This window comes from Paracoccus sp. (in: a-proteobacteria), assembly GCF_039808215.1.
Classification (GTDB): Bacteria; Pseudomonadota; Alphaproteobacteria; order Rhodobacterales; family Rhodobacteraceae; genus Paracoccus.
The window spans coordinates 1-20,812 of sequence record NZ_JBDHSP010000055.1 but is presented as its reverse complement, the minus strand read 5'-3'; the positions used below and the strand labels follow the sequence as shown (position 1 = coordinate 20,812).

The window sequence follows — 20,812 nt, the reverse complement described above, 5'->3', positions numbered from 1 at the left end:
GAGGCGGCCGTCTTCGCCGGTCTTGCCGACGAGGTGGCCGATCCCGTCACCGCCTTCCGCGCTTTCGCCGCCGCACCCCGCGGCACAACCATCCCCAGAGGAAAGGGCCCGATGATGACCACCGCCCCCGAAGATCATGCGCAGCTTGCGGCCAGCACCCCGCCGGAACCGGCCCCGCCCGCGGCAATCGCACCGCCGCAGACCACGGCGGCCACGATGTCGCCCGAAGCGATCCGAGCCGAAGCGGCAGAGGTCGCGCAGGTCTGCGCGCAGGCCGCCCGGCTTGGTGTGACCATCGACGCGGCCGATGCGGTGGCGCGCGGCCTGAAGCCGGAGGCTCTGCGCGCCAAGGTCCTGGCCGATCTCGCCGCCCGCAGCGATGCCGCGGGCATCATCGCCACCGCCCCTGCCGCGGGCGCGAAGGAAAGCCCCATCGTCGCGGCCGCGAAAAAGTCGGCCGCCGCCTTGCGCTGATCCCGGCGCCGACCACTACCGCGCGCGCAATCGCGCAGCGCCACCCATCCCCGAACATCCTGGAGACTGAACCATGCCCGTCCTGACGGAACCGCCCAGCATGGGCGACGTCCTCAAATACGAGGTCAACCCGAACTATACCCGCGAGGTGATCACCCTTCTGCAGGGCCTGCCCTATCCGGTCGGCTCGGTGCTGGGAAAGATCACTGCCAGCGGCAAGTACACCCTGTCGCCCGCGACCGGGGCCGACGGATCGCAGGTCGCCACGGCCGTGCTGCTTTACGCCGTCGACGCCACGCTGGCGGATGCGACCGGCATTGTGCTGGTCCGCGGTCCCTCGATCGTATCGCGCGCGGCCCTCGCCTACGGCGCCACGGTCGATGACGGCACCAAGATCGCCGCCAAACTCGCCCAGCTGGCGGCCGTTGGCATCATCGCCCGCGACGGCGTCTGACGCGCGACGTCAGCATCCCTTTCCCCCATTCCCCCGGAGCCCCACCATGACCCTCGTCCGCAATCCCTTCGACGCTGGCGGCTATTCGCTGGCCGAGATGACGCAGGCCATCAACATCCTGCCCAACCTCTACACCCGCCTCGGCCAGATCGGCCTCTTCCGTTTCGAGGGCGTCAGCCAGCGCTCGGTCATCATCGAGCAATATGAGGGCGTGCTGAACCTGCTGCCCTCCGTCCCACTCGGCGGCCCGGCCACCGTCGGCACGCGCGAGGGCCGGTCGATGCGGTCTTTCGCCCTGCCGTGGATCCCGCATGACGACGTCATTTTGCCGGGCGACATTCAGGGCCAACCCGCGCTGGGCGCGTTCGACGCGGCCGATCCCCTCGTCGAAGTGATGAACCGCAAGCTGCTGTTGATGCGCCGCAAGCATGCCCAGACGCGGGAATACATGGAGATGAATGCGCTGCGCGGCATCGTGAAGGATGGCGCCGGGACCACCCTCTACAATTACTTCACCGAATTCGGCCTCGCGCAGATCTCGGTCGACTTTGTCTTGGGCACTGCCGGAACGAACGTCCAGGGCAAGGTCCGAGATGTCTTGCGGTCGATGGAGGACAGCCTGCTCGGCGAGAGCATGACGGATGTGCATGCCCTCGTCAGCCGCGAGTTCTTCGACAAGCTGATCGCGCATCCAAAAGTCGAGGAGGCCTGGAAGTTCTACGCCGCCACCGGCGCGCAGCCGCTCCGTCAGGATGTGCGGCGCAACTTCCCCTTCGCGGGCATCGTCTTCGAGGAATATGCGGGCGCCGTCACGCTTTCCACCAAGGCCACCGAACGGCTGGTCCCGGCCAATGAGGGCATCGCGTTCCCCTTGGGCACGATGGACACGTTCACGACCTATGGCGGCCCGGCCAACCTGCTGGAGGCGGCCAACACCATGGGCCTGCCGCTCTACGCCCGCCAGCACCTCGACGAGAAGGGCCGCTGGATCGACCTGATGACCGAGGCCTCGATCCTTCCGGTGAACAAGCGGCCGCGCATCGCGATCCGCCTGCACACATCGAACTGACCGGCGGCACGCATGTCGGTGTTCGAGGCGGCGCTGGGCCGCATCTTCGACAATCCTTCGATGGCGGTGGCGGCAGTCTGGATTTCCGCCACCACCTCGGAGGAACGTCCCATCCGCGTCATCCGCCGCGCCCCGGACCGCATCACCGAATTCGGCGCGGGTCGATTTGTCAGCGACAGCATGATGGTGGACGTGCGCGTCACCGACCTGCCCGCCCCGCGGCCGGGCGATCTCTTGGTGATCGGCTCGGACAGCTTCATCCTTCAGGGCGAACCGATCCGTGACCGGGAACGGCTGATCTGGTCACTGGACCTGCGGCCGTCATGAGGTTGAAGATCGCCTTCGATCCCGACCTCGTCGCCCTGATGCAGGCGGAAATCGCCGCCGGGGAGAAGGCGGTCACCACCGCCATGCGCGAGGCGGGCGAGGGCCTCAAATCCGCCTGGCGCGGCCAGATCACCGGCGCTGGGCTTGGCACCCGGCTTGGCAACTCCATCCGGCTCGCGACCTATCCCAAGGGCAGCGAGAGCCTGAACGCGGCGGCGCTCGTGTGGTCCAATGCGCCGGTCATCATCGGCGCGCATGACTCCGGCCCGCTGATCCGGTCACGTAACGGTTTCTGGCTGGCCATCCCCACCCCGGCCGCGGGCAAATCCACCCGCGGCGGGCGGATTACCCCCGGCGAATGGGAACGCCGCACCGGCCTGCGCCTGCGCTTCGTCTATCGCCGCCGAGGGCCAAGCCTGCTGGTGGCCGAGGGGCGGTTGAATTCGAAGGGTCGAACCGTAGCGTCAAAGTCGAAAACCGGGCGCGGGCTGACCACCGTGCCGATCTTCCTGCTGGTCCCGCAGGTGCGCTTGCGCAAACGGCTGGATCTGGCGCGGGATGCAGAGCTGGCGGCGGGTGGCGTGCCGGGGCGGATCGTGGCGGGGTGGGTGGAGGGAAAGATGTGATCGCCCCTTCCCGTCAGTAGCCAGCCTCGCGCTGATGGCGCACGGCCAATACTACCGCCGTCTCGCCATCGAACCGATAGAGCGACACATAGCCACTGTCGCCAAAGGTGATGAACCACTCGCGGAATTCCGGTTCCATGTCCTCGACCGGCCGCCCCGCGCCCGGCTGATCACGCAGAATGTTCATGCCCGCGCGGATGGATTTGGCCGCGCGTCGGGCAGCGTCAGGGTTCTTGTCGGCAAGGAAACGATACAACCGTTCGACATCCCGCAATGCGGCGGGCGACCAGATCAGTTGTGGCATTCAGGAGCAGCCGTCTCTTCGCCTGCTTCCAGCTTGGCCAGCCAGGCATCGGCTTCGTCATGCGTGATGTGCTTGGCCGTAGCCTGATATTCCTCCCAAGCCTGAAGTCCGGCCTGACGAAACGCCTCGCGCTTCTCTTCGCGCTCGACGAATTGCGCAACGGCCTCGCGCAGCATCCAGTGCGTGGAGCGGTCCTTGGCATCCGCCAACCGCTTGAGGCGGTCGCGGGTGTCCTGATCGAGTTTTACGGCGATGGGGCGGACGGCGTTCATGGATGCTGCTCCGGGCGAGTATTCACGGGTATTACCTTTAGCATATAGACCGCCGTCGCAGAAGTCACAATTGAGCCAAAGGCCGTGAAATGCCCACCACCCGTGAAACCGTCCTCGCCGCGCTGCGCGCGCAGTTGCTTCCGCTTGGCGCCCTCACCCTGCGTGACGAGGTTCTGCCGGAGCGGATCCCTGCAGCCGGGCTGATCATCCTGCGCGACGGCCAGCCGGGCGAGCCGGAGGTGACGTTGTCGCCGCTACGATACCACTACCAGCACCGGGCAGAGCTCGAGGTCGTCGTCCAGGCAGGCACCGGTCGGGCCAGCGCCTTCGACGACCTGATCGCCGCCATCGGCGCTGCGCTGGAATCGGACCGGACGCTCGGTGGAATCTGCGACTGGGTCGAACCCGAGGCCCCTGCCTCGGTCGATCTGCCCATCGAGGGCGCCGCGGCGCTGAAGGCGGCGGTGGTCACCATCGTCTTGCACTACACCACCACCGGCCCCTTGGCCTGACACCCCCACATCAAGGAGACCCCCATGGCACGTGCGCAAGGCGCGCGGGCGCAGATGGCGCTTGCGTATGAGACGGTTTATGGCACCCCGCCTGTCAGCGGGTTCCGGCTGATGCCCTTTGCGCGGGCAACGCTCGGGTCGGAACATCCGTTGCTGGAATCCGAACTGCTGGGCTATGGCCGCGATCCGCTGGCCCCGATCAAGGACGCGGTGACGGCGGACGGCGAGGTGGTGATCCCCATCGATGTGGAGGCGTTCGGCTATTGGCTGAAGGCCGCCTTCGGCCAGCCGGTCACCAGCGGCACCACGCCGAAGACCCACACGTTCCAGTCGGGCAACTGGACGCTGCCCAGCATGTCCATCGAGACCGCGATGCCCGAGGTGCCGCGCTTTGCGATGTATTCCGGCTGTGTGCTGGATCAGCTGTCCTGGCAGATGCAACGCTCCGGCCTGCTGACCGCCACGGCCCGTCTCGTCGCCCAGGGCGAATCCATCGCCGCCGCGACAGCCGCTGGCACCCCGACGGCGCTGGGGTTGCAGCGCTTCGGCCATTTCAACGGCACGGTGAAGCGCAACGGCAGCAGCTTGGGCAATGTGGTCTCGGCCGAGATCACCTATTCCAACAACCTCGACCGCATCGAGACCATCCGCGGCGATGGCCGCATCGATGGCGCCGACCCGACGATGGCGGCACTCACCGGCCGGATCGAGGTGCGGTTTTCCGACAGCACGCTGGTCACCCAAGCCATCGACGGCACGCCCTGCGAGCTGGAGTTCAACTACAGCCTCGGCGCCAACGCCAGCTTCACCTTCACCGCCCACGCGGTCTATCTGCCGATCCCCCGGATCGAGATCGCCGGGCCGCAGGGCGTGCAGGCCAGCTTTGACTGGCAGGCGGCGAAAGCCACCAGCCCCGCCCGCATGTGCACCGCCACCCTCGTCAACACCCTTGCAGGATACTGATCATGATCCGACTGAACCTGACCGCCACGCCGCAATGGCTGGACCTTGCCCCCGGCCTGCGCCTCAAGGTCGGCCCGCTCACCACGGCCCTGATGGTGGCGGCACGCGCCGATCCGGCCATCGAAGCCCTGCCAGAAGGTGCCAGCCAGGAGGCGCTGGCGCTCGCCATGGCGAAAGCCGTCGCCCGCCGCGCCGTGCTGGATTGGGAGGGTGTTGGCGATGAAACAGGAAACCCCTTGCCCGTCAGCCCCGAAGGCATCGACGCCCTGCTGGAAATCTGGCCGGTCTTCGAAGCCTTCCAGACCCGATACGTCGCGCGGGGCCTGATCCTGGACGCAGAAAAAAACGTCTCCGCGCCCTCGCCGACTGGTGCTTCGGCGGGGGCGACCGATACTGCGCCGCCTGCCAGGCTTCCTGCCCCGACTGCCCGGCCAGACTGAACCGGCCGCAAACGCCGGAGGGTTGGCAGGTCTGGGATCTGGTTGGCCGCCTTGGTGGCCAGCTGCGGGTGATCCCCGGTGCGATCCTCGGCTGGGACATGGGTGCCGCCCTCGCCATGGCCCGCGCTCTCGGCATCGCCCCCCTGATCGCCGCCGAACTGCTGCCCGAGATCGAGGCGGTGATGGTGCGCAAACTGAACGAACAGATGACGGATGCGGACGGAACCGGTGTCAGCCCCTGATCTTCCCGATCAGCGTCACGCCCGGCAGACCTTCGAAATGCGCATCGCAGGTCAGGAGCGTTGCTCCCCTCGCCCGCGCCGTTGCGAACATGACGGCATCCGCCGTCGCGAGCCTGTGGTCGCGACATGCCTCAGCGGCAGCCAGCGCGATCTCGGTATCGAGCGGCACGACCTGGCAGACCTGGGTGAAGGCGATCACCTGATCCGCCTTGTCCTCGCCGAGCTCCCGCGTCAGCCATTTCACCAGTTCCAGCTGCACCATGGTCGGCACCAGCCAGTCGGCCTGATCGGGCAGATGCCCAGCCAGCTTCTCGCCGGTCGGCGATCCGATCAGCCACTCGATCCAGGCCGAGGTATCGACAAGGACCATCAGAATCGGTCCGACCGGTCGCGGTAATCACTGGCCGATGCCCCGCGCGCAAGGCCCTTCAGCGCCTCCCGCTCCGGGACCGGCACCAGGAGGACGCCGGTTCCCTTGGGGATGAAGGCGAAGGTCAGCCCGGCCTCCCAATGCTGGGCACTCCGGATCGCCTTGGGGATCGAGATCTGGAACTTCGAGGACAGGGTCGCGGTCTCGGACATGATCATACCCAAACTTTATCGATGCTAAAAACGTAAGACAGAGAATCCGGAAATTCAAGGATCGATGCTATGGCTGAGAAAAGAGTCAGCGTCCGCCTCGTGGCGGAGGGCGGCCGCCAGGTGCGTGCGGAACTGGAAGGCGTGGGCGATGCGGGCGCGCGGGGTTTCGGCCGACTTTCGACCGAGATGGAGCAGGCCAACACAAGGCTGGCCAGCTTCGCCCGCAAGGCCGGGATCGCGCTGGCCGCGGTGACGGCCGCGGCGGCAGCGGCTGGCGTCGCCATGGTCCGCTCGGGTCTCGAAACCATCGGCGCGCAGGCTGACATGGCGGCCTCGCTGAAGACCACGGTGGAAAGCCTGCAGGTGCTGACCTGGGCCGGGGAACTGGCCGGTGTCTCGATGGGCGAGATAGAACAGGCTACCAAGAAGCTGACCACCCGGCTGTCGGAAGCTGCTGCCGGATCAGGTTCGGCGGTCGGGGCCTTGCAGCGGCTGAACCTCTCGGCCGCCGATCTGCAGGCGCTGCCGCTGGACCAGCGCATCGTCGCCATCCAGGAGGCGCTGAACCGGTTTGTGCCGGAAGCGGAGCGGGCGGCCGTCGCCTCTGATCTCTTCGGCGACAAGGCGGCGCTGGCGTTTCTGCGGATTGACCCCACTACCTTGCGCGAGGCGGCGCAGGATGTGCGCGACTTCGGTGTGGCGGTCAGCGCCAGTGACGCCGCCCAGATCGAACGCACCGGTGATGCCATCGCCAAACTCAGCCTGATCTGGCTTGGCCTGACCAACCGGCTGACCGCTGCCGTCGCTCCTGCCCTGGAGATGGTGGCGAACGCGCTGGCGGATGCCTCGCGCAGCACCGGCCCCATCGGCATCGCGATCAACGCTCTCTTCGACAACATCGGCCGGCTGACCGCCTATGCCGCCACCTTCGCCGCCGTGATGGCCGGGCGCTGGGTCGCCGGGCTGGCGGCAGCAGCGCTCTCGGTGCGCGGCCTCGCCACCGGCCTCGTCATCCTGCGCGGGGCCCTGATCCGCACCGGCATCGGCGCGCTGATCGTCGGCGCGGGCGAGTTGGTGTTCCAGTTCACCCGGCTGGTCGCAGGCGCGGGCGGGTTTGGCGCGGCGATTGGCCTCCTGAAGGATCTCGCACTTGAGGCCTGGGATCGCATTGGTCTCGCCGCCGCCTCTGCCTGGTCGAAGATCGAGGCAAGCTGGGCCGGGCTGCAGGCGACGGTCTACGGCGCGATGCAGTCTTCCGTAGAGGCCATCACCGGTTTCGGCAATTCGGCGGCGGGCATCTTCAAAGGCGCCTATGATGCGGTGAAAGCGATCTGGGGCCAGCTACCCGGTGCGATTGGCGATTTTGCCTTCCAGGCCGCGAACGGGTTGATCGGCGGCGTCGAGGCGATGCTGAATGGCGTCGTCACCCGCATCAACGGCTTCATCGAAGGCCTGAATGCGGCACTCGACCTCTTGCCCGATTGGGCCGTCGGCGAAGGCGGCGTGCGGATCGGCACGCTGGACCCGGTGGCGCTGGGCCGGATCGACAACCCCTTTGCGGGATCGGCGGCCGCTGCCGGAACCGCCGCCGCAGAAGCCTTCTCGGCGGCGATGGCGCAGACCTATGTCACCACGCCAAACCTCGGGCTGACCGGAATGGCCGATGAGGCTACCGCCCGGGCAGAGGCGTATCGCGAGGCTTCCGGCATGCTGGCCGATGCCGCCGCTCGCCCGATGCAAAGCTGGCAGGCGTTGAAGGACGCGGTTGCCGGGGCGGGAGGCGAGGGCGAAACTGCACTGGACGGGGCCGCAGATGCCGCCGACCGGCTGGACGAGTCGATGACCGAGGCCGGGCGCGCCGCCGGTGGCGCGGGGGCAGCAGCTGCGGCTGGGGCAGAAGTGGCGAAGACCGGATGGGAAGCCGCGGTGGCAACCCTTGCTGACTATGCCGCAAAGGCCCGCGATATTGGCGGCGACATCGGCAACGCGCTGGTCTCTGCCTTCACTTCGGCCGAAAATGCTGTTGGCGAGTTCGTGAAGACCGGCAAGCTGGATTTCCACGATCTGGTCACTTCGATGATCGCCGATCTGGCCAAACTCGCGGCGCGGCGGTTCATCCTCGGCCCAATCGCCAATGCCTTGTCGGGCGCGCTGGGCGGCGCGGGTGGCATCTTCGCCAACATCCTGCATGCGGGCGGCATGGTCGGCACCCCGGGTCCGGGCCGCATGGTCCCTGCCATGGTTTTCGCCGGTGCCCCGCGCATGCATTCCGGCGGCTGGGCGGGGATCAAGCCCGACGAGGTTCCGGCCATCCTGCAGCGTGGCGAACGCGTGTTGTCGCGCCGAGAGGCGGCCGGTTACAGCCAGGGGCAAACCACGTCTCCTGCCATCAATGTGACGATCAATGCTCGCGACGCCGAAAGCTTCCGGCAATCGCGCACGCAGGTTGCAGCCGATATCGCCCGTGCGGTGTCCCTCGGCCGGAGGGGCATGTGATGGCGTTCCATGAAGTCAGGTTCCCCGACAACATCAGCCGCGGCGCGCGGGGTGGACCGGAACGGCGCACACAAGTGGTCGAACTGGCAAGCGGCGACGAAGAGCGCAACGCCAGTTGGGCGAACAGCCGACGCCGCTATGATGTCGCTTTCGGCATCCGCCGCGCCGATGATCTGGCGGCAGTCGTGGCGTTCTTCGAGGCCCGCAATGGCCGGTTGCACGGCTTCCGCTTCAAGGACTGGGCGGATTACAAATCCTGCCCGCCGTCGCAGGTCGTGGCCCCGACCGACCAGCCCATCGGTACCGGCAATGGCGCCGCCACCACATTCGCCCTCCTGAAACGCTATACCTCCGGCGCGCAAAGCTGGACCCGCGCCATCGCCAAGCCGGTGGCAGGGACCGTCCGCCTCGCCCTGAACGGGGTCGAGCAGATGACGGGCTGGGGCCCCGATGCCACCACCGGCAGCGTCACCTTCGCCGCCGCCCCGGGCGCGGGCGTCGCAATTACGGCAGGCTTCGAATTCGACGTGCCAGTGCGGTTTGACAGCGACACCCTCGACGTGACCCTCGACTTCGAACGGCTCGGCTCGATTACCGCCATCCCCCTCCTGGAGATCCGCAGATGAATGACGAACCCGGTTTCCTCGCCACGGCGCTGCGCGATCTGGCAAGTTCCACCGCCGTGATCCTCGCCGCCTGGGGCGCGTTGGGCGGCGCGACCAATGCGCTGACCACGCGGATGCGGCTCCGCGATGCCCTGCGCCACATTCTGCTCGGCGGGCTGATCGCAGCGGGGATGGGCAGCCTGTCGATGGCGCTCATCACCCGCTGGCTCGGCCTGCCGCCCGAGGCCATTCCGGCCGGGGGCGCGGCCGGATCGGCGGCCTATCTGGTCGGGGTCTTCGGCCCCGCCTTCATCGAGGTCGTCCTCGCACGTCTGCGCAGCGCAAAGGGATGTGCGGGTGATGAATGATCTCCTGCGCCTCGCACGTTCCCTCCGCTGCGACGCGGCCGATCCCGGCCAGGCCTTCGGCCACCGGCTGCGCGTCGGCCTCGCCGTCGCGGCCCTGATCCTTCTCCTCTCCACCATCGGGTGATCCCATGCACATGACCGACCGGGGCCTGCTGGCCCTGATCCGGCACGAAGGACTCGTGCCCGGACCCTATCTCGACGTGAACGACATCTGGACCTTCGGCATCGGCCACACCGCCGAAGCCGGGGCGCCCGATCCCGCCCGGATGCCGCGCGGCATGCCTGCCGACCTTGATGCCGGGATCCGCGAAGCGTTCCGGCTGTTTCGCGTCGACATTGCCACCTACGAGACGGCGGTGCTGCGCGCCGTGAAAGTGCCGCTGGAACCGCACGAGTTCGATGCGCTGGTCTCGTTTCACTACAACACCGGCGGCATCGCCAGGGCCGCACTGACCAAGGCTCTCAACGCGGGCAATCGCACGGCCGCGTCCGACGCCTTCATGGGTTGGCTCAGGCCCGCCGCCATCCGCCCACGCCGCGAGGCCGAACGAGACCTCTTCGCGAAAGGGCGCTATCCGACCGGAACCATTCCCGTCTGGGCGGTCGATCGCAACGGAAGGGTGAGTTTCGCGCGACCGATCCGACGGCTGACCGAGGCCAAGGCGCTGGCACTGCTGCGCACGACCGTCGGCCCGCCAGCCATCGCCACGCCTTCCGCCCCTTCCCCGGCCACGCCCGCTGCGCCTGCGCCAGCGCCAGAACCTGCGGCAGTCGGGGCAACGCTGACTGCACGCCTTCTCGCCTTCCTCAAATCCCTGATCGGAGCATGACCATGAACTGGACGCTCGCCCGCGGCCTCGTCTATCTGGCCTGCCTTGCCGCCTCAGGTCTCGCGATGGCGGGGCTGGCGGAGTTCGACCTCGTGACCGGCACGCTCGATATCCGCCCCTTCAACCTCTACGCGGTGACCGGCGCCGCGGGCGGGGTCGTCTCCTCGGCGCTGGCCTCGCTGGCGCTGCTGCGCGGCTGGGGGCGGAAGTGAAATCGCTCTCTCCCGCACTGCAGGCCCATCTCGACGAGGGCACCACCACGCTCGCCTGGTGCTGGCGGATTTCGCGGGCGGACGGCGTGACCTTCGGTTTCACAGACCACGACCGGACGCTGTCGTTCGACAGCACCGAGTTCGAACCCGAAAGCGGGCTGACAGCATCAGAGGTGCGGTCTGGTTCTGACTTGTCCGTGGACGCGCAGGACGCGCAAGGCGTGCTCTCCTCCGACCGGATCACCGAGACCGACATCCTCGACGGCCGATGGGACAATGCGGCGGTCGAGGTCTGGCGGGTGAACTGGGCCAGCCCGGCGCAGCGCGTGCTCTTGCGCCGCGGGGCCATTGGTCAGATCCGGCGCGGGCGTCTGGCCTTCGTGGCGGAGGTGCGGTCGCACGCCCATGTCCTCGGCCAGACGGTGGGGCGGACGTTCCAGGCCAGCTGCGATGCCGCGCTGGGCGATGCGCGCTGCGGCGTGAACCTCGAGGCATTGGCCTTCAAGGGGACCGGCGCGATCATCGATGTGCTGCGCGACCGGGCCTTCACGGCCTCCGGCCTTGGCGCCTTCGGCGCGGGCTGGTTCGCCTTCGGGCTGGTGGAATGGTCGACCGGCGCGAATGCCGGGCGGCGGGTCGAAGTGTTGTCGCATGACCTCGTCGACGGGGTGGCGATCCTGACCCTGCTGGAAGCGCCGGTGCGGTCCATTTCGGCCACGAACACCTTCATCGTCAGGGCAGGCTGTGACAAGCGCATCGCCACCTGCGGGACGAAGTTCGGCAATGTCGCCAACTTCCGGGGCTTCCCGCACATCCCCGGCCAAGATGCCGTTCTGCGCTATGCCACGAAGGACGGCGGCCATGAGGGGGAGGTGCTTTGAAGACCGCCGATCCCGCCCTTGTCATCGCCGCCGCCCGCGCCTGGCTCGGCACACCCTATCACGATCAGGCCAGCCTGCGCGGGGTCGGCTGCGATTGCCTCGGCCTCGCCCGCGGCGTCTGGCGCGCGGTGGTGGGTGACGAACCCTTCCCGATCCCGCCCTATAGCCGGGATTGGGGCGAGACCGGCCCGCGTGAAGTGCTGGCGGAAGGCGCGCGCCAGATGATGCCGGAAATTGCCATCCACGAAGCCGGTCTCGGCACGCTGATCCTCTTTCGCATGGCGCCGCGTGCCATCGCCAAGCATGTCGGGATTCTGAGCGGTCCCGCCCGCTTCATCCATGCCTATGAGCGGCTGGGAGTCGTCGAGGAAGTCCTGACCCCGATCTGGCGGCGGCGCATCGCCTTCACCTTCCTGTTCCCCAGAGATTGAGACCCCACACATGGCAACCTTGGTACTCGGGGCCGTCGGCTCCGCGATTGGTGCTGGTTTCGGCGGCGCCGTGCTCGGCTTTTCCGGCGCGGCGATCGGCGGCATGATCGGCTCCACCATCGGCTCGGTGGTCGACAGCTGGATCGTCTCGTCCCTCGCCCCGGCGCAGCGGATCGAGGGCGCACGATTGGATTCCTTGCGCATCACCGCATCGACCGAGGGCGCGGTGATGCCGCGACTGTTCGGCCGGATGCGGATCGGCGGCAACATCATCTGGGCCACCGATTTCCGCGAGGAGGTCAACACCACGACCCAAGGCGGCGGCAAGGGCGGCGGGCCGAAGGTCAAGACCACCGAATACCTCTATTATGCCAGCTTCGCCGTGGCGCTCTGCGAAGGCGGGATCACCGGCATCGGCCGGGTCTGGGCCGATGGCAAGCCCATGGATATGACCGGCGTCACCTGGCGCTGGTATCCCGGTGACGAAGTCCAGACGCCCGATCCCTTCATTTCGGCGAAGATGGGGGCCACCAACACCCCCGCCTATCGTGGCACCGCCTATGTCGTGTTCGAGGAGCTCGACCTCGGCCCCTTCGGCAACCGCCTGCCGCAGATCAGCTTCGAGGTGTTCCGCCCCCTCGCCGATGCCGATACCGCCGAAGGACTGGTGAACGCCGTGACGATGATCCCGGCCTCGGGCGAGTTCACCTATGCCAGCACCCCGGTCAAGAGGACCGCTGGCTCCGGTGGTGCGACCGTGGCGGAGAACCTGAACGCAATCACCAACACCGCAGATATCGTCGTGGCGCTGAACCGGCTGCAATCCCTGGCCCCGGCGGTCGAGAGCGTCAGCCTGGTGGTGGCGTGGTTCGGGGATGATCTGCGGGCAGGAACCTGCAAGGTCCGTCCTGGCGTCGAGGTCGCGGCCAAAACCACCACGCCCTCGGCCTGGATCGTGAATGGCGTGTCGCGCGCCGAGGCGTTTCTGGTCAGTCGCGACGCCGAGGACCGCCCGGTCTACGGCGGCACGCCTGCCGACTTCGCGGTGGTGCAGGCGATCCGGGAGATGAAGGCGCGTGGGCTGCGGGTGACCTTCTATCCGTTCCTGCTGCTGGACGTCCCGCCCGGCAACACCAAGCCCGATCCTTACAGCGACAACGCCGCCACCTCGGGCCAGCCGACTTTCCCCTGGCGGGGCCGGATCACCTGCTCTCCTGCTGCGGGCTTTGCCGGAACCGTCGACAAGACTGCATCGGCCGCAATGCAAGTGTCGGCGCTGTTTGGCACTGCCACGCCCGCCAGCTTCAGCGTGTCGGGCACCGCTGTCGGCTGGACCGGCCCCATCGGCGAGTGGAGCTTGCGCCGGATGATCCTGCATTATGCCCATCTCTGCAAAGCCGCGGGCGGCGTGGATGCCTTCCTGATCGGATCGGAAATGCCCGGTCTGACCACGATCCGCTCGGGTGCCAGCACCTATCCCGCCGTCGCGGCCTTCAAGGCGCTCGCGGCAGATGTGCGGTCGATCCTCGGTGCCGGGCCCAAGATCGGCTATGCGGCCGACTGGTCGGAATATTTCGGCCACCATCCCGCCGATGGCTCGGGCGACGTCTATTTCCACCTTGATCCCCTGTGGTCGGACCCGAACATCGACTTCATCGGCATCGACAACTACATGCCCCTGTCGGACTGGCGCGACGGGTTCGACCACGCCGATGCGGCCGAAGGCTGGCCCGCGATCCACGACCGGAACTATCTGCAGGCCAACATTGCGGGCGGCGAGGGCTACGACTGGTTCTATACCAGTCCCGCCGACCGGGTGACGCAGGTCAGGACGCCAATCACCGATGGCAGCGCGGGCAAACCCTGGGTGTTCCGCTTCAAGGATCTGCGCAGCTGGTGGTCGGAGCAGCACTTCAACCGCCCGGGCGGGGTGGAAAGCGGCACGCCGACGGCATGGGTGCCGCAGTCGAAGCCGATCTGGTTCACCGAACTGGGATGCCCCGCCATCGACCGGGGCACCAACCAGCCTAACGTGTTCTTCGATCCGAAATCCTCCGAGAGTTTCACGCCGCATTTTTCGCGGGGCTGGCGCGACGATGCAATCCAGCGCGCCTATCTGGAAGCCAGCTTCCTCTGGTGGGGTCAGGGCGCGCACAACCCGACCTCCTCGGTCTATGGCGCGCGCATGGTTCATGTCCCCGAATGCGCCGCCTGGACCTGGGACGCACGGCCCTATCCGTTCTTCCCCGAACTGACCGACATCTGGACCGACGGCCCGAACTGGCGTCTGGGCCACTGGCTGACCGGGCGGCTGGGCGCGGTGTCGCTGGCGGCGCTGGTGCGGCACCTCTGCCTGCGCGCAGGGATGCCGGACGGCCAGATCGACGTCTCTGGCCTCTGGGGCGCGGTCGAGGGCTATGTCATCTCGGCGCTGGAAGCCCCGCGTGCCTCGATTTCCACGCTGGCGCGGCATTTCGGTTTCGATGCGGTGGAGAGCGAGGGGCGGATCAAGTTCCTGATGCGCGGCAGGATCGCCAGCGCCACCGTCACGCCCGACAGCATGGTGGCGCCCAGCTCGGCGCAGGGCGATGTGATGGAACTGACCCGCGCGCAGGAAACCGAACTGCCGCAGGCGCTGAAATGGCAAGTCGCCCGGGCCGACGAGGACTATGACGCGGCCCTCGTCGAAGCCCGCCGCATCACCGTCGATACCACCCGCATCGCGTCCGAGGCCTTCCCGATGGCGATTCCGCCCGAGGAGGCCGAACGCCGCTGCCGTCGCGCGCTGATGGAGGCCTGGGTGGGGCGGGAAAGTGCTGTGTTCCGCCTGCCGCCTTCGCGGCTGGCGCTCGATCCCTGCGACGTGATCCTGCTCGACCATGATGGCCGCATGACGGAAATGCGCCTCGTCTCAATCGCCGACTCCGACCTGCGCAGCGTCGATGCCGTGCGACAGGACCGGGCGGTCTATGACCTGCCGCCCGGCGAGCCGCGGCCGGCCACGCTCTCGACACCGACGGTCTTCGGCGTGCCGGATGTGATCCTGCTGGACCTGCCGCAGCTGCGCGAGGACCAGCCCGCGCACCGTACCCTTGTCGCGGCGCATGCCAAGCCGTGGCCGGGCGAGATCGCGGTCTACCGCAGTGCTGCGGCGGATGGTTTTACCCTGCTGACCACCTTTTCCACCCGCGCCCGCATGGGCGTGCTGGCGGCGGATTTCTTTGCCGGGCCGGTGTCGCGCTTCGATCTGGGCAATGCGCTGGTGGTCGATCTCCATTCCGGAACGCTGGAGAGCGTCACGGACATCACCCTGCTCGGCGGCGCGAATGCTCTGGCGGTGGAAACCGGCGCTGGGCAATGGGAAATCGTCCAGGCTGGGGCGGCCGAACTGGTCGCGCCCGGCCGCTACAGGCTCACCCGATTGCTGCGCGGCCAGCGTGGGACCGAAGGTGCCATGGTCAGCGTGGTGTCGACCGGTGCGCGGGTGGTGGTGCTGGATGCGGCACTGGCGTCCCTGCCCATCAGCGAGGCCGATCTCGGTCTGCCATGGAACTGGCGAATCGGCCCGGCCTCAAAGCCAGTCAGTGACGAGACCTTCGTGGCGACCAGCTTCACCCCCGAAGGCGCTGGGCTGCGGCCGTTCGCCGTTGCCCATGTCGAGCAGCCGTGGCGCACCGCCCGCAGCCCGGGCGATCTGACGATCCGCTGGACGCGCCGGTCGCGGTCATTGGCCGCTGACAGCTGGGGCGCTGGCGATGTGCCTTTGGCCGAGGACAGTGAGGCTTATGCGCTCGACATTCTGGACGGGTCAGTTGTCAAGCGATCCTTGACGACTGCCACGACCAGCGTCCTCTACACCGCCACCCAGCAGACCGCCGATTGGGGCGCACCGCTTGGCCCCGGCCAATCCCTCGTCCTCCGCATCTTCCAGCTTTCCGCCCTGATCGGTCGCGGCGCTGGGCGATCCGTCACCCTCACCTTCTGAAAGCAGGATCATGTCAGACATCACCACCCACCTCCTGCTGCCTTACATCCTGGCATCGCAGGCGCAGAAGCATGTCACCCATAACGAGGCGCTGCGGCTCTTGGATGCCATGGTCCAACTGTCGGTGCTGGACCGAGATCTGACGGCGCCGCCAGCCAGCCCGGCCGATGGCGACCGGCATATCGTTGCCTCCGGGGCCACCGGTCTTTGGGCGGGCTGGGATCTGAACGTGGCCTTCTGGATCGATGGCGTCTGGATGCGGCTGGTCCCGCGCCCGGGCTGGCTGGCGTGGGTCGCGGATGAGGCAGCCTTCGTCGTCTGGAACGGCTCTGCATGGGATCTGGTCGGCGAACCGGTCGACGTGTCGGATGCGGTCTTCAGCCTGGTGAACGACACCGATCCGACCAGGAAGGCGCTGTTTTCGCTGTCGGGCATCAGCACTGGCGTAACCCGGACCTTCACCCTGCCGAACACGTCGAGCGAGTTGGCGATCCTCGCAGGCACCCAGACCTTCTCCGGCAACAAGACCTTTTCCGGCACGCTGACCGCCTCGGGAACCGTCACGGTATCGGCGGCCTCGGCCAGCATCGGCACGGCAACCGGAACCGCGACCTATGGCATGGGAACCGGCGCCACGACCACGGGCGTAACCAAGACCGTGAACCTCGGCACCGGCGGAGCCTCAGGATCGACTACGGTCGTGAACATCGGCTCTGCGACGGCTGGCGCGGGCGGCACGACCGTCATCAACACGCCCACGGTCACCTTTGCCAATGCCGTGACGCAGCTCGGCATGCCCCAGGCCAACCTGACCGCGCAGCTCTTGGGCCTCGGCGGGGCCACCGCGGACAGCTACAACCGGCTGTCGATGAACACCCCGGCTGTCCTCTTGAACAACGCCGGGGCCGGGATCGAGGCGACGGTGAACAAGGCCGTCCCAGCGAACGATGCCGCCTTTGCATTCAAGACCGGGTTTTCGGCGCGCGCGCTGATCGGCCTTCTGGGCAGCGACGACTTCAGCTTCAAGGTCAGCCCCGATGGTTCGGCGTTCGTCGATGCCCTGAAGATCGACCGCATCAGCGGCCAGGTGGAACTGCCGCAGCCCACGATCCTGCCGGGGCTGAGCGCCGCGCCGACCCCGCCGCCCACCGGCAAGGCCTCGGTCTACGCCCGCAGCCGTGCCGGGGCGCCGTGGATCGACGTGATGCGTCCCTCGGGGCGGGATTTTCCGCTCCAGCCGCATTTCGGGGTGAACCGGATCGCGAACTGGTCTCCTTCGACCGGCACCACGATCACCACCGAAGGCCTGCCGATCACCTCGGTCGGCACCGTCTCACATCCCACGCTGGCCGCGACGAACCTTGCGACTTCCATGCGGCGTTGGCGCCTGACCTCGGCGGCCGTCGTCGACTCAGTGGCCGACCAGCGATCCGCAGGCTGGGCTTGCTGGCGTGGCAATGCGACCGGGCTTGGCGGTTGGACCTTCGTGACGCGGCTGTCTCTCACGACCTTGCAAGCGACGGGGATGGGCTTCTTCGGCCTCTACGGCTCCACAGCAGCACTCGCCACCACGCTCACACTAGCCACCGTCATCAACTGCATCGGCATCGGCTTCCAGCGCGGCACGCATGCGAACTGGCAGCTGGTCGCCAATGACGGCGCCGGCGCACCGACCCTCACCGACATGGGGGCCAGCTTCGCCATCGCCACCGGCAGTGTGCTGACCCTGTTCATCGCGGCCCCGCCGAATGGTTCGTCGGTGTGGGTCCGAGCCGTGAACGAAGTCACGGGCGCGGTCTTCGAGCAGGAGATCACCGCCGACCTGCCCGCCGCGACGCAGTTCCTGTCGCCACGACTTTACATAAACAATGGCGCGACCGCCGCGGCCGTCGCCTATGACTGCGCCGGGGTCTATGTCGAGACGGATTTCTAGGGTGCCGGGATGCACAGGAGCGCGCCGCCAATGCTGTGGTGAGGTCCGGGCCGGGCAAGTCCCTCGCGGGAAGCGCCAGACGCCTCGACCGCAGGGCAATGCCCGGCCCGGTTCACGGATTCACACGTTCAAAGAGCGGCAGGGATTCGCTGCGCCAGAATGGTGGCACGGCAAAGCTACATCTGTCCCCTGCGGCGATGGGCACAATTGTGCACCTGACGGAAGCTTGCCGCATTCGGTCACGGAAGAACGAGGGTTGTCTCGTCGATGCCGTCAAGGATCCGGCTACGAATGCGGTCCACCAGGTCAGCGCCGCTGGAAATGTCGAAGCTCGCCGTTTCCAACACCGTCTCCTGACCTGTCACCCGAAACCGCGCGCGGATCCCTTCTTCTTCGCCCAGGCCCACATGGTGGGGATAAAGCAGCGTCAGCCGCGGGGCCTTGTAGAGGTGGGCATAGGCCATCATCTGGTAGACGTCGGCCTGCGACACGCCCTGCTTCGGATCGTCGATCCGGGCGGAAATGCGCTTCCACTTGGTGTCGATCACATGGGCGACTTGATCATCACGCTTGATAAGGATGTCGGGCCTCGTCTGGAAAATTTCCCGCTTATCGTCCACCGACGTAAGACAGAACAGGCGGCCACCCTGCAGGGTCACGCGGAATTCGGACCCCGCCAGCGCCCTTGAGACGAGACGGCCGATGTATTCCTCGAACAGGCCATTCATCTCGAACAGCAGTGCCGATCCCTGCCCCGACCCAGCACTGGTCGTTTGGTACCGGTTGCGCAGGAACAGCTGCGCCATTCCAAAGAGTTCCTGCCAGGCACTGTTGGTGCGGTCGATGACAACATCGTCCCACCGCAGGGCCGGGAGCTGCACTTCCGCAACCTCGGCATAGACGAAGGCCAGTTCCCGCAGGCGCTGGACGTTCGTCGCGTTGCGCGACATGCCCGCCAGATGCGCGATGGTCGCCTTCATGATGCGGTTGAGGGCGATATCCTCGGACAACTCGTCATAGCGGCACGCCAGGCGGCCCGGGTTTGCGAGATGGCGGGTGAACTGGCGCGGGATATCCAGCGATCCCCGCAAGGTCGGCAGATCGTCGTCATGCAGGGTGTAGCGCCGCGGCATGCCTCGCCGTACCGCCTCGGTCAGCTTGTCGCAAAAGACGCGGATCAGGATTTCCAGCAGAGTTTCGCGCTGCCAGTCGAGGTCGGTCATGCGTCCGGTCTCGATCTTCAGGTCGAGAGCCACCGCAAGCATGTGGACAAGACGCTTGCGGATTTCGCGCGTCTCTTGTGCCGATCCTTCCTTTTCGCCGACATCGATCTTCGGCAGAATTTCCAGCGTGCAGCCCGGCACCGCCAAGACTCCGACTACTCCGCGCGCCCGCAAGTCATGGCGGCGATCTTCGAGAACGCCACCGCCGCCACGCCCGGCGAAGGGTGATGCTTTGGCCAGTGCCACAAGGCGCTGGGCAAGATGCGGCGGAATGCATCCTTCCCCATCGCCATGGGGCACGGCCTCCCATTCACGGACGCTGTAGGCGGGCATCAGGCCGCGAACTCGGAGAAGTCGAACTGGTCCTTCACCCGCCAGCGCAGTCTCTCGGCCCCGAAATCATCCGCGGCAAGTCCCGGCGGCGCGTCCAGGCGGCGCGCCTCCAAGAACCGCGACGGCCCGTGCGGGCCATCGCCCAGAACAGCGGCGACCTTCGACCAATCCTCGTAGAAATACTCGGACAGGAGCGGAATCACCTTGTGCCGCATGACGTCCTCGACGGCCTCGGCCGATGTGCAGCCAGTGAAATAGGCGTGGCCGATCTGGTGTTCGCGGTCGAAGAGATACTCGATGCGGTCGTTGATCGTGGCCAGCAGCTTCTGCAGGTTGATCCCGCCGACATTCGGGGGCAGGACCGCCGGGTTCGGCATCAGTTCCTTGAAGGTGAACCGACGGCGCAGGGCGGTGTCCAGCAGCGCGATCGAGCGATCGGCCGTATTCATGGTGCCGATGATGTGCAGGTTCTGCGGCACGCCGAAGCGCTTCTTCGAATAGGGCAAGGTTAGCTGGATTTCATCGCGCCGCCCAAGGCGCTTGTCCGGTTCCAGGAGCGTGATCAGTTCGCCGAAGACCTTCGAGATGTTGGCCCGGTTGATCTCGTCGATGATCAGGACATGGGGCTCCACCTCCCGGCTGACGGCCTCACCCCCACTGTTCATGTACCCTTCAAGAGCAACGGTGTCCAGGCGAGCCCGATTGAGAGCGTAGATTGACCGCATGGTGAAGTTGCCATCGTAGATTTCGCCCGCAGGAACACCGGTTCGATCCACCCAAAGCCAACGCACAGATCGGCGATGACAATATGTTCGGTTGGCACGCTGGTGGTATTCGTACGTTCCGGTAATCTCGCCGACTGCACGGAACAGGCTGTTGCCCTTGGTCACAACGATGATGTCGCCGATTTCAAGCTGATTGCGGAAGACGTCCACTTGACTGACTTGGCCAGACTGAAGCGTGACCTCGCCCTCCCGCCTGCCCTGCTCACGACAGGTCTCGAGGATCTCGTTTATGTCCGAGAACTTGTCATCCGTGAAATCGATGTCTTCCCAACCCAGAAGCGTGTGCCCCTCGGATATTGCCTCGTCGAAAAGGTAATCCTCGGAAGCGACGTTGGCACGCGCGATCGACATCTTGAAAACCTGCCGACCATCGAGAGAGATGACGTTCCCGCTCGGCGTAACTGGCACGCCTCTCTCTGCACGCCTCGCAATGCGCTGGAATATCCCGGCGACAGGCTCGAGGCG

At 66.9% G+C, this 20,812-nt stretch carries 25 protein-coding genes; 19 read left to right on the top strand and 6 right to left on the bottom strand.

From position 1 onward, the window contains the following. Nucleotides 1-111 precede the first annotated feature (111 nt). The 5 genes from WMK75_RS14570 (at nucleotide 112) to WMK75_RS14550 (ending at nucleotide 2,950) form a co-directional block, all read left to right on the top strand. Nucleotides 112-474 carry a hypothetical protein gene (locus tag WMK75_RS14570; protein ID WP_347268364.1) on the top strand — a complete coding sequence of 121 codons (363 nt, stop codon included), beginning with the start codon at nucleotides 112-114 and terminating at the stop codon, nucleotides 472-474. Nucleotides 475-547: 73 nt separating this feature from the next. Next, nucleotides 548-928 carry a head decoration protein gene (locus WMK75_RS14565; RefSeq protein ID WP_347268363.1) on the top strand — a complete coding sequence of 127 codons (381 nt, stop codon included), beginning with the start codon at nucleotides 548-550 and terminating at the stop codon, nucleotides 926-928. A 46-nt stretch (nucleotides 929-974) separates the two neighbouring features. Next, nucleotides 975-1,997 (top strand): major capsid protein, encoded by a 1,023-nt coding sequence (locus WMK75_RS14560; RefSeq protein ID WP_347268362.1) that lies wholly within the window; start codon nucleotides 975-977, stop codon nucleotides 1,995-1,997. A gap of 12 nt (nucleotides 1,998-2,009) precedes the next feature. Further along, nucleotides 2,010-2,324, top strand: a complete 315-nt coding sequence (locus tag WMK75_RS14555; protein ID WP_347268361.1) for a hypothetical protein — start codon at nucleotides 2,010-2,012, stop codon at nucleotides 2,322-2,324. Continuing rightward, entirely contained in the window at nucleotides 2,321-2,950 is a 630-nt protein-coding gene (locus WMK75_RS14550; RefSeq protein ID WP_347268360.1) for a DUF6441 family protein, read from the top strand. Before WMK75_RS14555 ends, WMK75_RS14550 begins: the two co-directional genes overlap by 4 nt. Nucleotides 2,951-2,963: 13 nt before the next feature. On the opposite strand, the gene WMK75_RS14545 is transcribed toward WMK75_RS14550, so the two are convergent. Then, a complete protein-coding gene (locus WMK75_RS14545) occupies nucleotides 2,964-3,254 on the bottom strand; it encodes a type II toxin-antitoxin system RelE/ParE family toxin (protein WP_347268359.1) in 291 nt (96 codons plus the stop codon). Continuing rightward, entirely contained in the window at nucleotides 3,242-3,526 is a 285-nt protein-coding gene (locus WMK75_RS14540) for a ribbon-helix-helix protein, CopG family (protein WP_347268358.1), read from the bottom strand. The genes WMK75_RS14545 and WMK75_RS14540 overlap by 13 nt, the downstream gene beginning before the upstream one ends. An 89-nt stretch (nucleotides 3,527-3,615) precedes the next feature. Between WMK75_RS14540 and WMK75_RS14535 the strand changes: the two genes are divergently transcribed. The 4 genes from WMK75_RS14535 to WMK75_RS14520 all read left to right on the top strand — a co-directional run bounded on the left by WMK75_RS14535 (nucleotide 3,616) and on the right by WMK75_RS14520 (nucleotide 5,683). Next, nucleotides 3,616-4,038, top strand: coding sequence for an acyl-CoA transferase (locus tag WMK75_RS14535; protein WP_347268357.1), 423 nt, complete (start codon nucleotides 3,616-3,618; stop codon nucleotides 4,036-4,038). Nucleotides 4,039-4,062: 24 nt separating this feature from the next. Beyond that, nucleotides 4,063-5,001 carry a phage tail tube protein gene (locus tag WMK75_RS14530; RefSeq protein WP_347268356.1) on the top strand — a complete coding sequence of 313 codons (939 nt, stop codon included), beginning with the start codon at nucleotides 4,063-4,065 and terminating at the stop codon, nucleotides 4,999-5,001. 2 nt (nucleotides 5,002-5,003) lie between these two features. Next, a complete protein-coding gene (locus tag WMK75_RS14525; RefSeq protein WP_347268355.1) occupies nucleotides 5,004-5,441 on the top strand; it encodes a hypothetical protein in 438 nt (145 codons plus the stop codon). Nucleotides 5,442-5,509: 68 nt separating this feature from the next. Further along, entirely contained in the window at nucleotides 5,510-5,683 is a 174-nt protein-coding gene (locus WMK75_RS14520; protein WP_347268354.1) for a hypothetical protein, read from the top strand. On the opposite strand, the gene WMK75_RS14515 is transcribed toward WMK75_RS14520, so the two are convergent. Together WMK75_RS14515 and WMK75_RS14510 are read right to left on the bottom strand one after the other, a co-directional pair. Continuing rightward, nucleotides 5,673-6,053 carry a type II toxin-antitoxin system VapC family toxin gene (locus WMK75_RS14515; RefSeq protein WP_347268353.1) on the bottom strand — a complete coding sequence of 127 codons (381 nt, stop codon included), beginning with the start codon at nucleotides 6,051-6,053 and terminating at the stop codon, nucleotides 5,673-5,675. The two genes, WMK75_RS14520 and WMK75_RS14515, sit on opposite strands and share 11 nt — an antisense overlap. Then, nucleotides 6,053-6,265, bottom strand: coding sequence for an AbrB/MazE/SpoVT family DNA-binding domain-containing protein (locus WMK75_RS14510; protein ID WP_347268352.1), 213 nt, complete (start codon nucleotides 6,263-6,265; stop codon nucleotides 6,053-6,055). The genes WMK75_RS14515 and WMK75_RS14510 overlap by 1 nt, the downstream gene beginning before the upstream one ends. A 69-nt stretch (nucleotides 6,266-6,334) precedes the next feature. Between WMK75_RS14510 and WMK75_RS14505 the strand changes: the two genes are divergently transcribed. Genes WMK75_RS14505 through WMK75_RS14460 form a run of 10 tightly spaced genes read left to right on the top strand, consistent with a single transcriptional unit; the run spans nucleotide 6,335 to nucleotide 18,006 of the window. Further along, on the top strand, nucleotides 6,335-8,761 hold the full coding sequence (locus WMK75_RS14505; protein WP_347268351.1) for a phage tail tape measure C-terminal domain-containing protein: 2,427 nt from the start codon (nucleotides 6,335-6,337) through the stop codon (nucleotides 8,759-8,761). Further along, complete coding sequence (locus tag WMK75_RS14500; RefSeq protein WP_347268350.1) at nucleotides 8,761-9,387, top strand: DUF2460 domain-containing protein; 627 nt, start codon at nucleotides 8,761-8,763, stop codon at nucleotides 9,385-9,387. Before WMK75_RS14505 ends, WMK75_RS14500 begins: the two co-directional genes overlap by 1 nt. Beyond that, on the top strand, nucleotides 9,384-9,734 hold the full coding sequence (locus tag WMK75_RS14495) for a hypothetical protein (protein ID WP_347268349.1): 351 nt from the start codon (nucleotides 9,384-9,386) through the stop codon (nucleotides 9,732-9,734). Before WMK75_RS14500 ends, WMK75_RS14495 begins: the two co-directional genes overlap by 4 nt. Then, complete coding sequence (locus tag WMK75_RS14490; RefSeq protein WP_347268348.1) at nucleotides 9,727-9,858, top strand: hypothetical protein; 132 nt, start codon at nucleotides 9,727-9,729, stop codon at nucleotides 9,856-9,858. The genes WMK75_RS14495 and WMK75_RS14490 overlap by 8 nt, the downstream gene beginning before the upstream one ends. Before the next feature lie 4 nt (nucleotides 9,859-9,862). Then, the gene (locus WMK75_RS14485; protein ID WP_347268347.1) at nucleotides 9,863-10,564 is read left to right on the top strand and encodes a lysozyme; all 702 of its coding nucleotides are present in this window, start codon (nucleotides 9,863-9,865) and stop codon (nucleotides 10,562-10,564) included. A 2-nt stretch (nucleotides 10,565-10,566) separates the two neighbouring features. After that, a complete protein-coding gene (locus WMK75_RS14480) occupies nucleotides 10,567-10,776 on the top strand; it encodes a hypothetical protein (protein WP_347268346.1) in 210 nt (69 codons plus the stop codon). Next, on the top strand, nucleotides 10,773-11,657 hold the full coding sequence (locus tag WMK75_RS14475) for a DUF2163 domain-containing protein (RefSeq protein ID WP_347268345.1): 885 nt from the start codon (nucleotides 10,773-10,775) through the stop codon (nucleotides 11,655-11,657). The genes WMK75_RS14480 and WMK75_RS14475 overlap by 4 nt, the downstream gene beginning before the upstream one ends. Beyond that, entirely contained in the window at nucleotides 11,654-12,088 is a 435-nt protein-coding gene (locus WMK75_RS14470) for an NlpC/P60 family protein (protein ID WP_347268344.1), read from the top strand. The genes WMK75_RS14475 and WMK75_RS14470 overlap by 4 nt, the downstream gene beginning before the upstream one ends. A gap of 10 nt (nucleotides 12,089-12,098) precedes the next feature. Continuing rightward, nucleotides 12,099-16,073, top strand: coding sequence for a glycoside hydrolase TIM-barrel-like domain-containing protein (locus tag WMK75_RS14465; RefSeq protein WP_347268343.1), 3,975 nt, complete (start codon nucleotides 12,099-12,101; stop codon nucleotides 16,071-16,073). A gap of 10 nt (nucleotides 16,074-16,083) precedes the next feature. Further along, nucleotides 16,084-18,006, top strand: coding sequence for a DUF2793 domain-containing protein (locus tag WMK75_RS14460; RefSeq protein ID WP_347268342.1), 1,923 nt, complete (start codon nucleotides 16,084-16,086; stop codon nucleotides 18,004-18,006). Nucleotides 18,007-18,245: 239 nt separating this feature from the next. On the opposite strand, the gene WMK75_RS14455 is transcribed toward WMK75_RS14460, so the two are convergent. Beyond that, nucleotides 18,246-19,562 (bottom strand): restriction endonuclease, encoded by a 1,317-nt coding sequence (locus tag WMK75_RS14455; protein WP_347268341.1) that lies wholly within the window; start codon nucleotides 19,560-19,562, stop codon nucleotides 18,246-18,248. Further along, nucleotides 19,562-20,812, bottom strand: a 1,251-nt coding sequence (locus WMK75_RS14450) for an AAA family ATPase (RefSeq protein WP_347268340.1), incomplete at its 5' end; no start/stop codon positions are given. The genes WMK75_RS14450 and WMK75_RS14455, both read right to left, overlap by 1 nt.

Excerpts from the sequence above, each read along its gene's own strand:
- WMK75_RS14570 (WP_347268364.1), top strand. The coding sequence starts at position 112 with ATGATGACCACCGCCCCCGAAGATCATGCGCAGCTTGCGGCCAGCACC.
- WMK75_RS14565 (WP_347268363.1), top strand. The coding sequence starts at position 548 with ATGCCCGTCCTGACGGAACCGCCCAGCATGGGCGACGTCCTCAAATAC.
- WMK75_RS14560 (WP_347268362.1), top strand. The coding sequence starts at position 975 with ATGACCCTCGTCCGCAATCCCTTCGACGCTGGCGGCTATTCGCTGGCC.
- WMK75_RS14555 (WP_347268361.1), top strand. The coding sequence starts at position 2,010 with ATGTCGGTGTTCGAGGCGGCGCTGGGCCGCATCTTCGACAATCCTTCG.
- WMK75_RS14550 (WP_347268360.1), top strand. The coding sequence starts at position 2,321 with ATGAGGTTGAAGATCGCCTTCGATCCCGACCTCGTCGCCCTGATGCAG.
- WMK75_RS14545 (WP_347268359.1), bottom strand. The coding sequence starts at position 3,254 with ATGCCACAACTGATCTGGTCGCCCGCCGCATTGCGGGATGTCGAACGG.
- WMK75_RS14540 (WP_347268358.1), bottom strand. The coding sequence starts at position 3,526 with ATGAACGCCGTCCGCCCCATCGCCGTAAAACTCGATCAGGACACCCGC.
- WMK75_RS14535 (WP_347268357.1), top strand. The coding sequence starts at position 3,616 with ATGCCCACCACCCGTGAAACCGTCCTCGCCGCGCTGCGCGCGCAGTTG.
- WMK75_RS14530 (WP_347268356.1), top strand. The coding sequence starts at position 4,063 with ATGGCACGTGCGCAAGGCGCGCGGGCGCAGATGGCGCTTGCGTATGAG.
- WMK75_RS14525 (WP_347268355.1), top strand. The coding sequence starts at position 5,004 with ATGATCCGACTGAACCTGACCGCCACGCCGCAATGGCTGGACCTTGCC.
- WMK75_RS14515 (WP_347268353.1), bottom strand. The coding sequence starts at position 6,053 with ATGGTCCTTGTCGATACCTCGGCCTGGATCGAGTGGCTGATCGGATCG.
- WMK75_RS14510 (WP_347268352.1), bottom strand. The coding sequence starts at position 6,265 with ATGTCCGAGACCGCGACCCTGTCCTCGAAGTTCCAGATCTCGATCCCC.
- WMK75_RS14505 (WP_347268351.1), top strand. The coding sequence starts at position 6,335 with ATGGCTGAGAAAAGAGTCAGCGTCCGCCTCGTGGCGGAGGGCGGCCGC.
- WMK75_RS14500 (WP_347268350.1), top strand. The coding sequence starts at position 8,761 with ATGGCGTTCCATGAAGTCAGGTTCCCCGACAACATCAGCCGCGGCGCG.
- WMK75_RS14495 (WP_347268349.1), top strand. The coding sequence starts at position 9,384 with ATGAATGACGAACCCGGTTTCCTCGCCACGGCGCTGCGCGATCTGGCA.
- WMK75_RS14490 (WP_347268348.1), top strand. The coding sequence starts at position 9,727 with ATGAATGATCTCCTGCGCCTCGCACGTTCCCTCCGCTGCGACGCGGCC.
- WMK75_RS14485 (WP_347268347.1), top strand. The coding sequence starts at position 9,863 with ATGCACATGACCGACCGGGGCCTGCTGGCCCTGATCCGGCACGAAGGA.
- WMK75_RS14480 (WP_347268346.1), top strand. The coding sequence starts at position 10,567 with ATGAACTGGACGCTCGCCCGCGGCCTCGTCTATCTGGCCTGCCTTGCC.
- WMK75_RS14465 (WP_347268343.1), top strand. The coding sequence starts at position 12,099 with ATGGCAACCTTGGTACTCGGGGCCGTCGGCTCCGCGATTGGTGCTGGT.
- WMK75_RS14460 (WP_347268342.1), top strand. The coding sequence starts at position 16,084 with ATGTCAGACATCACCACCCACCTCCTGCTGCCTTACATCCTGGCATCG.
- WMK75_RS14455 (WP_347268341.1), bottom strand. The coding sequence starts at position 19,562 with ATGCCCGCCTACAGCGTCCGTGAATGGGAGGCCGTGCCCCATGGCGAT.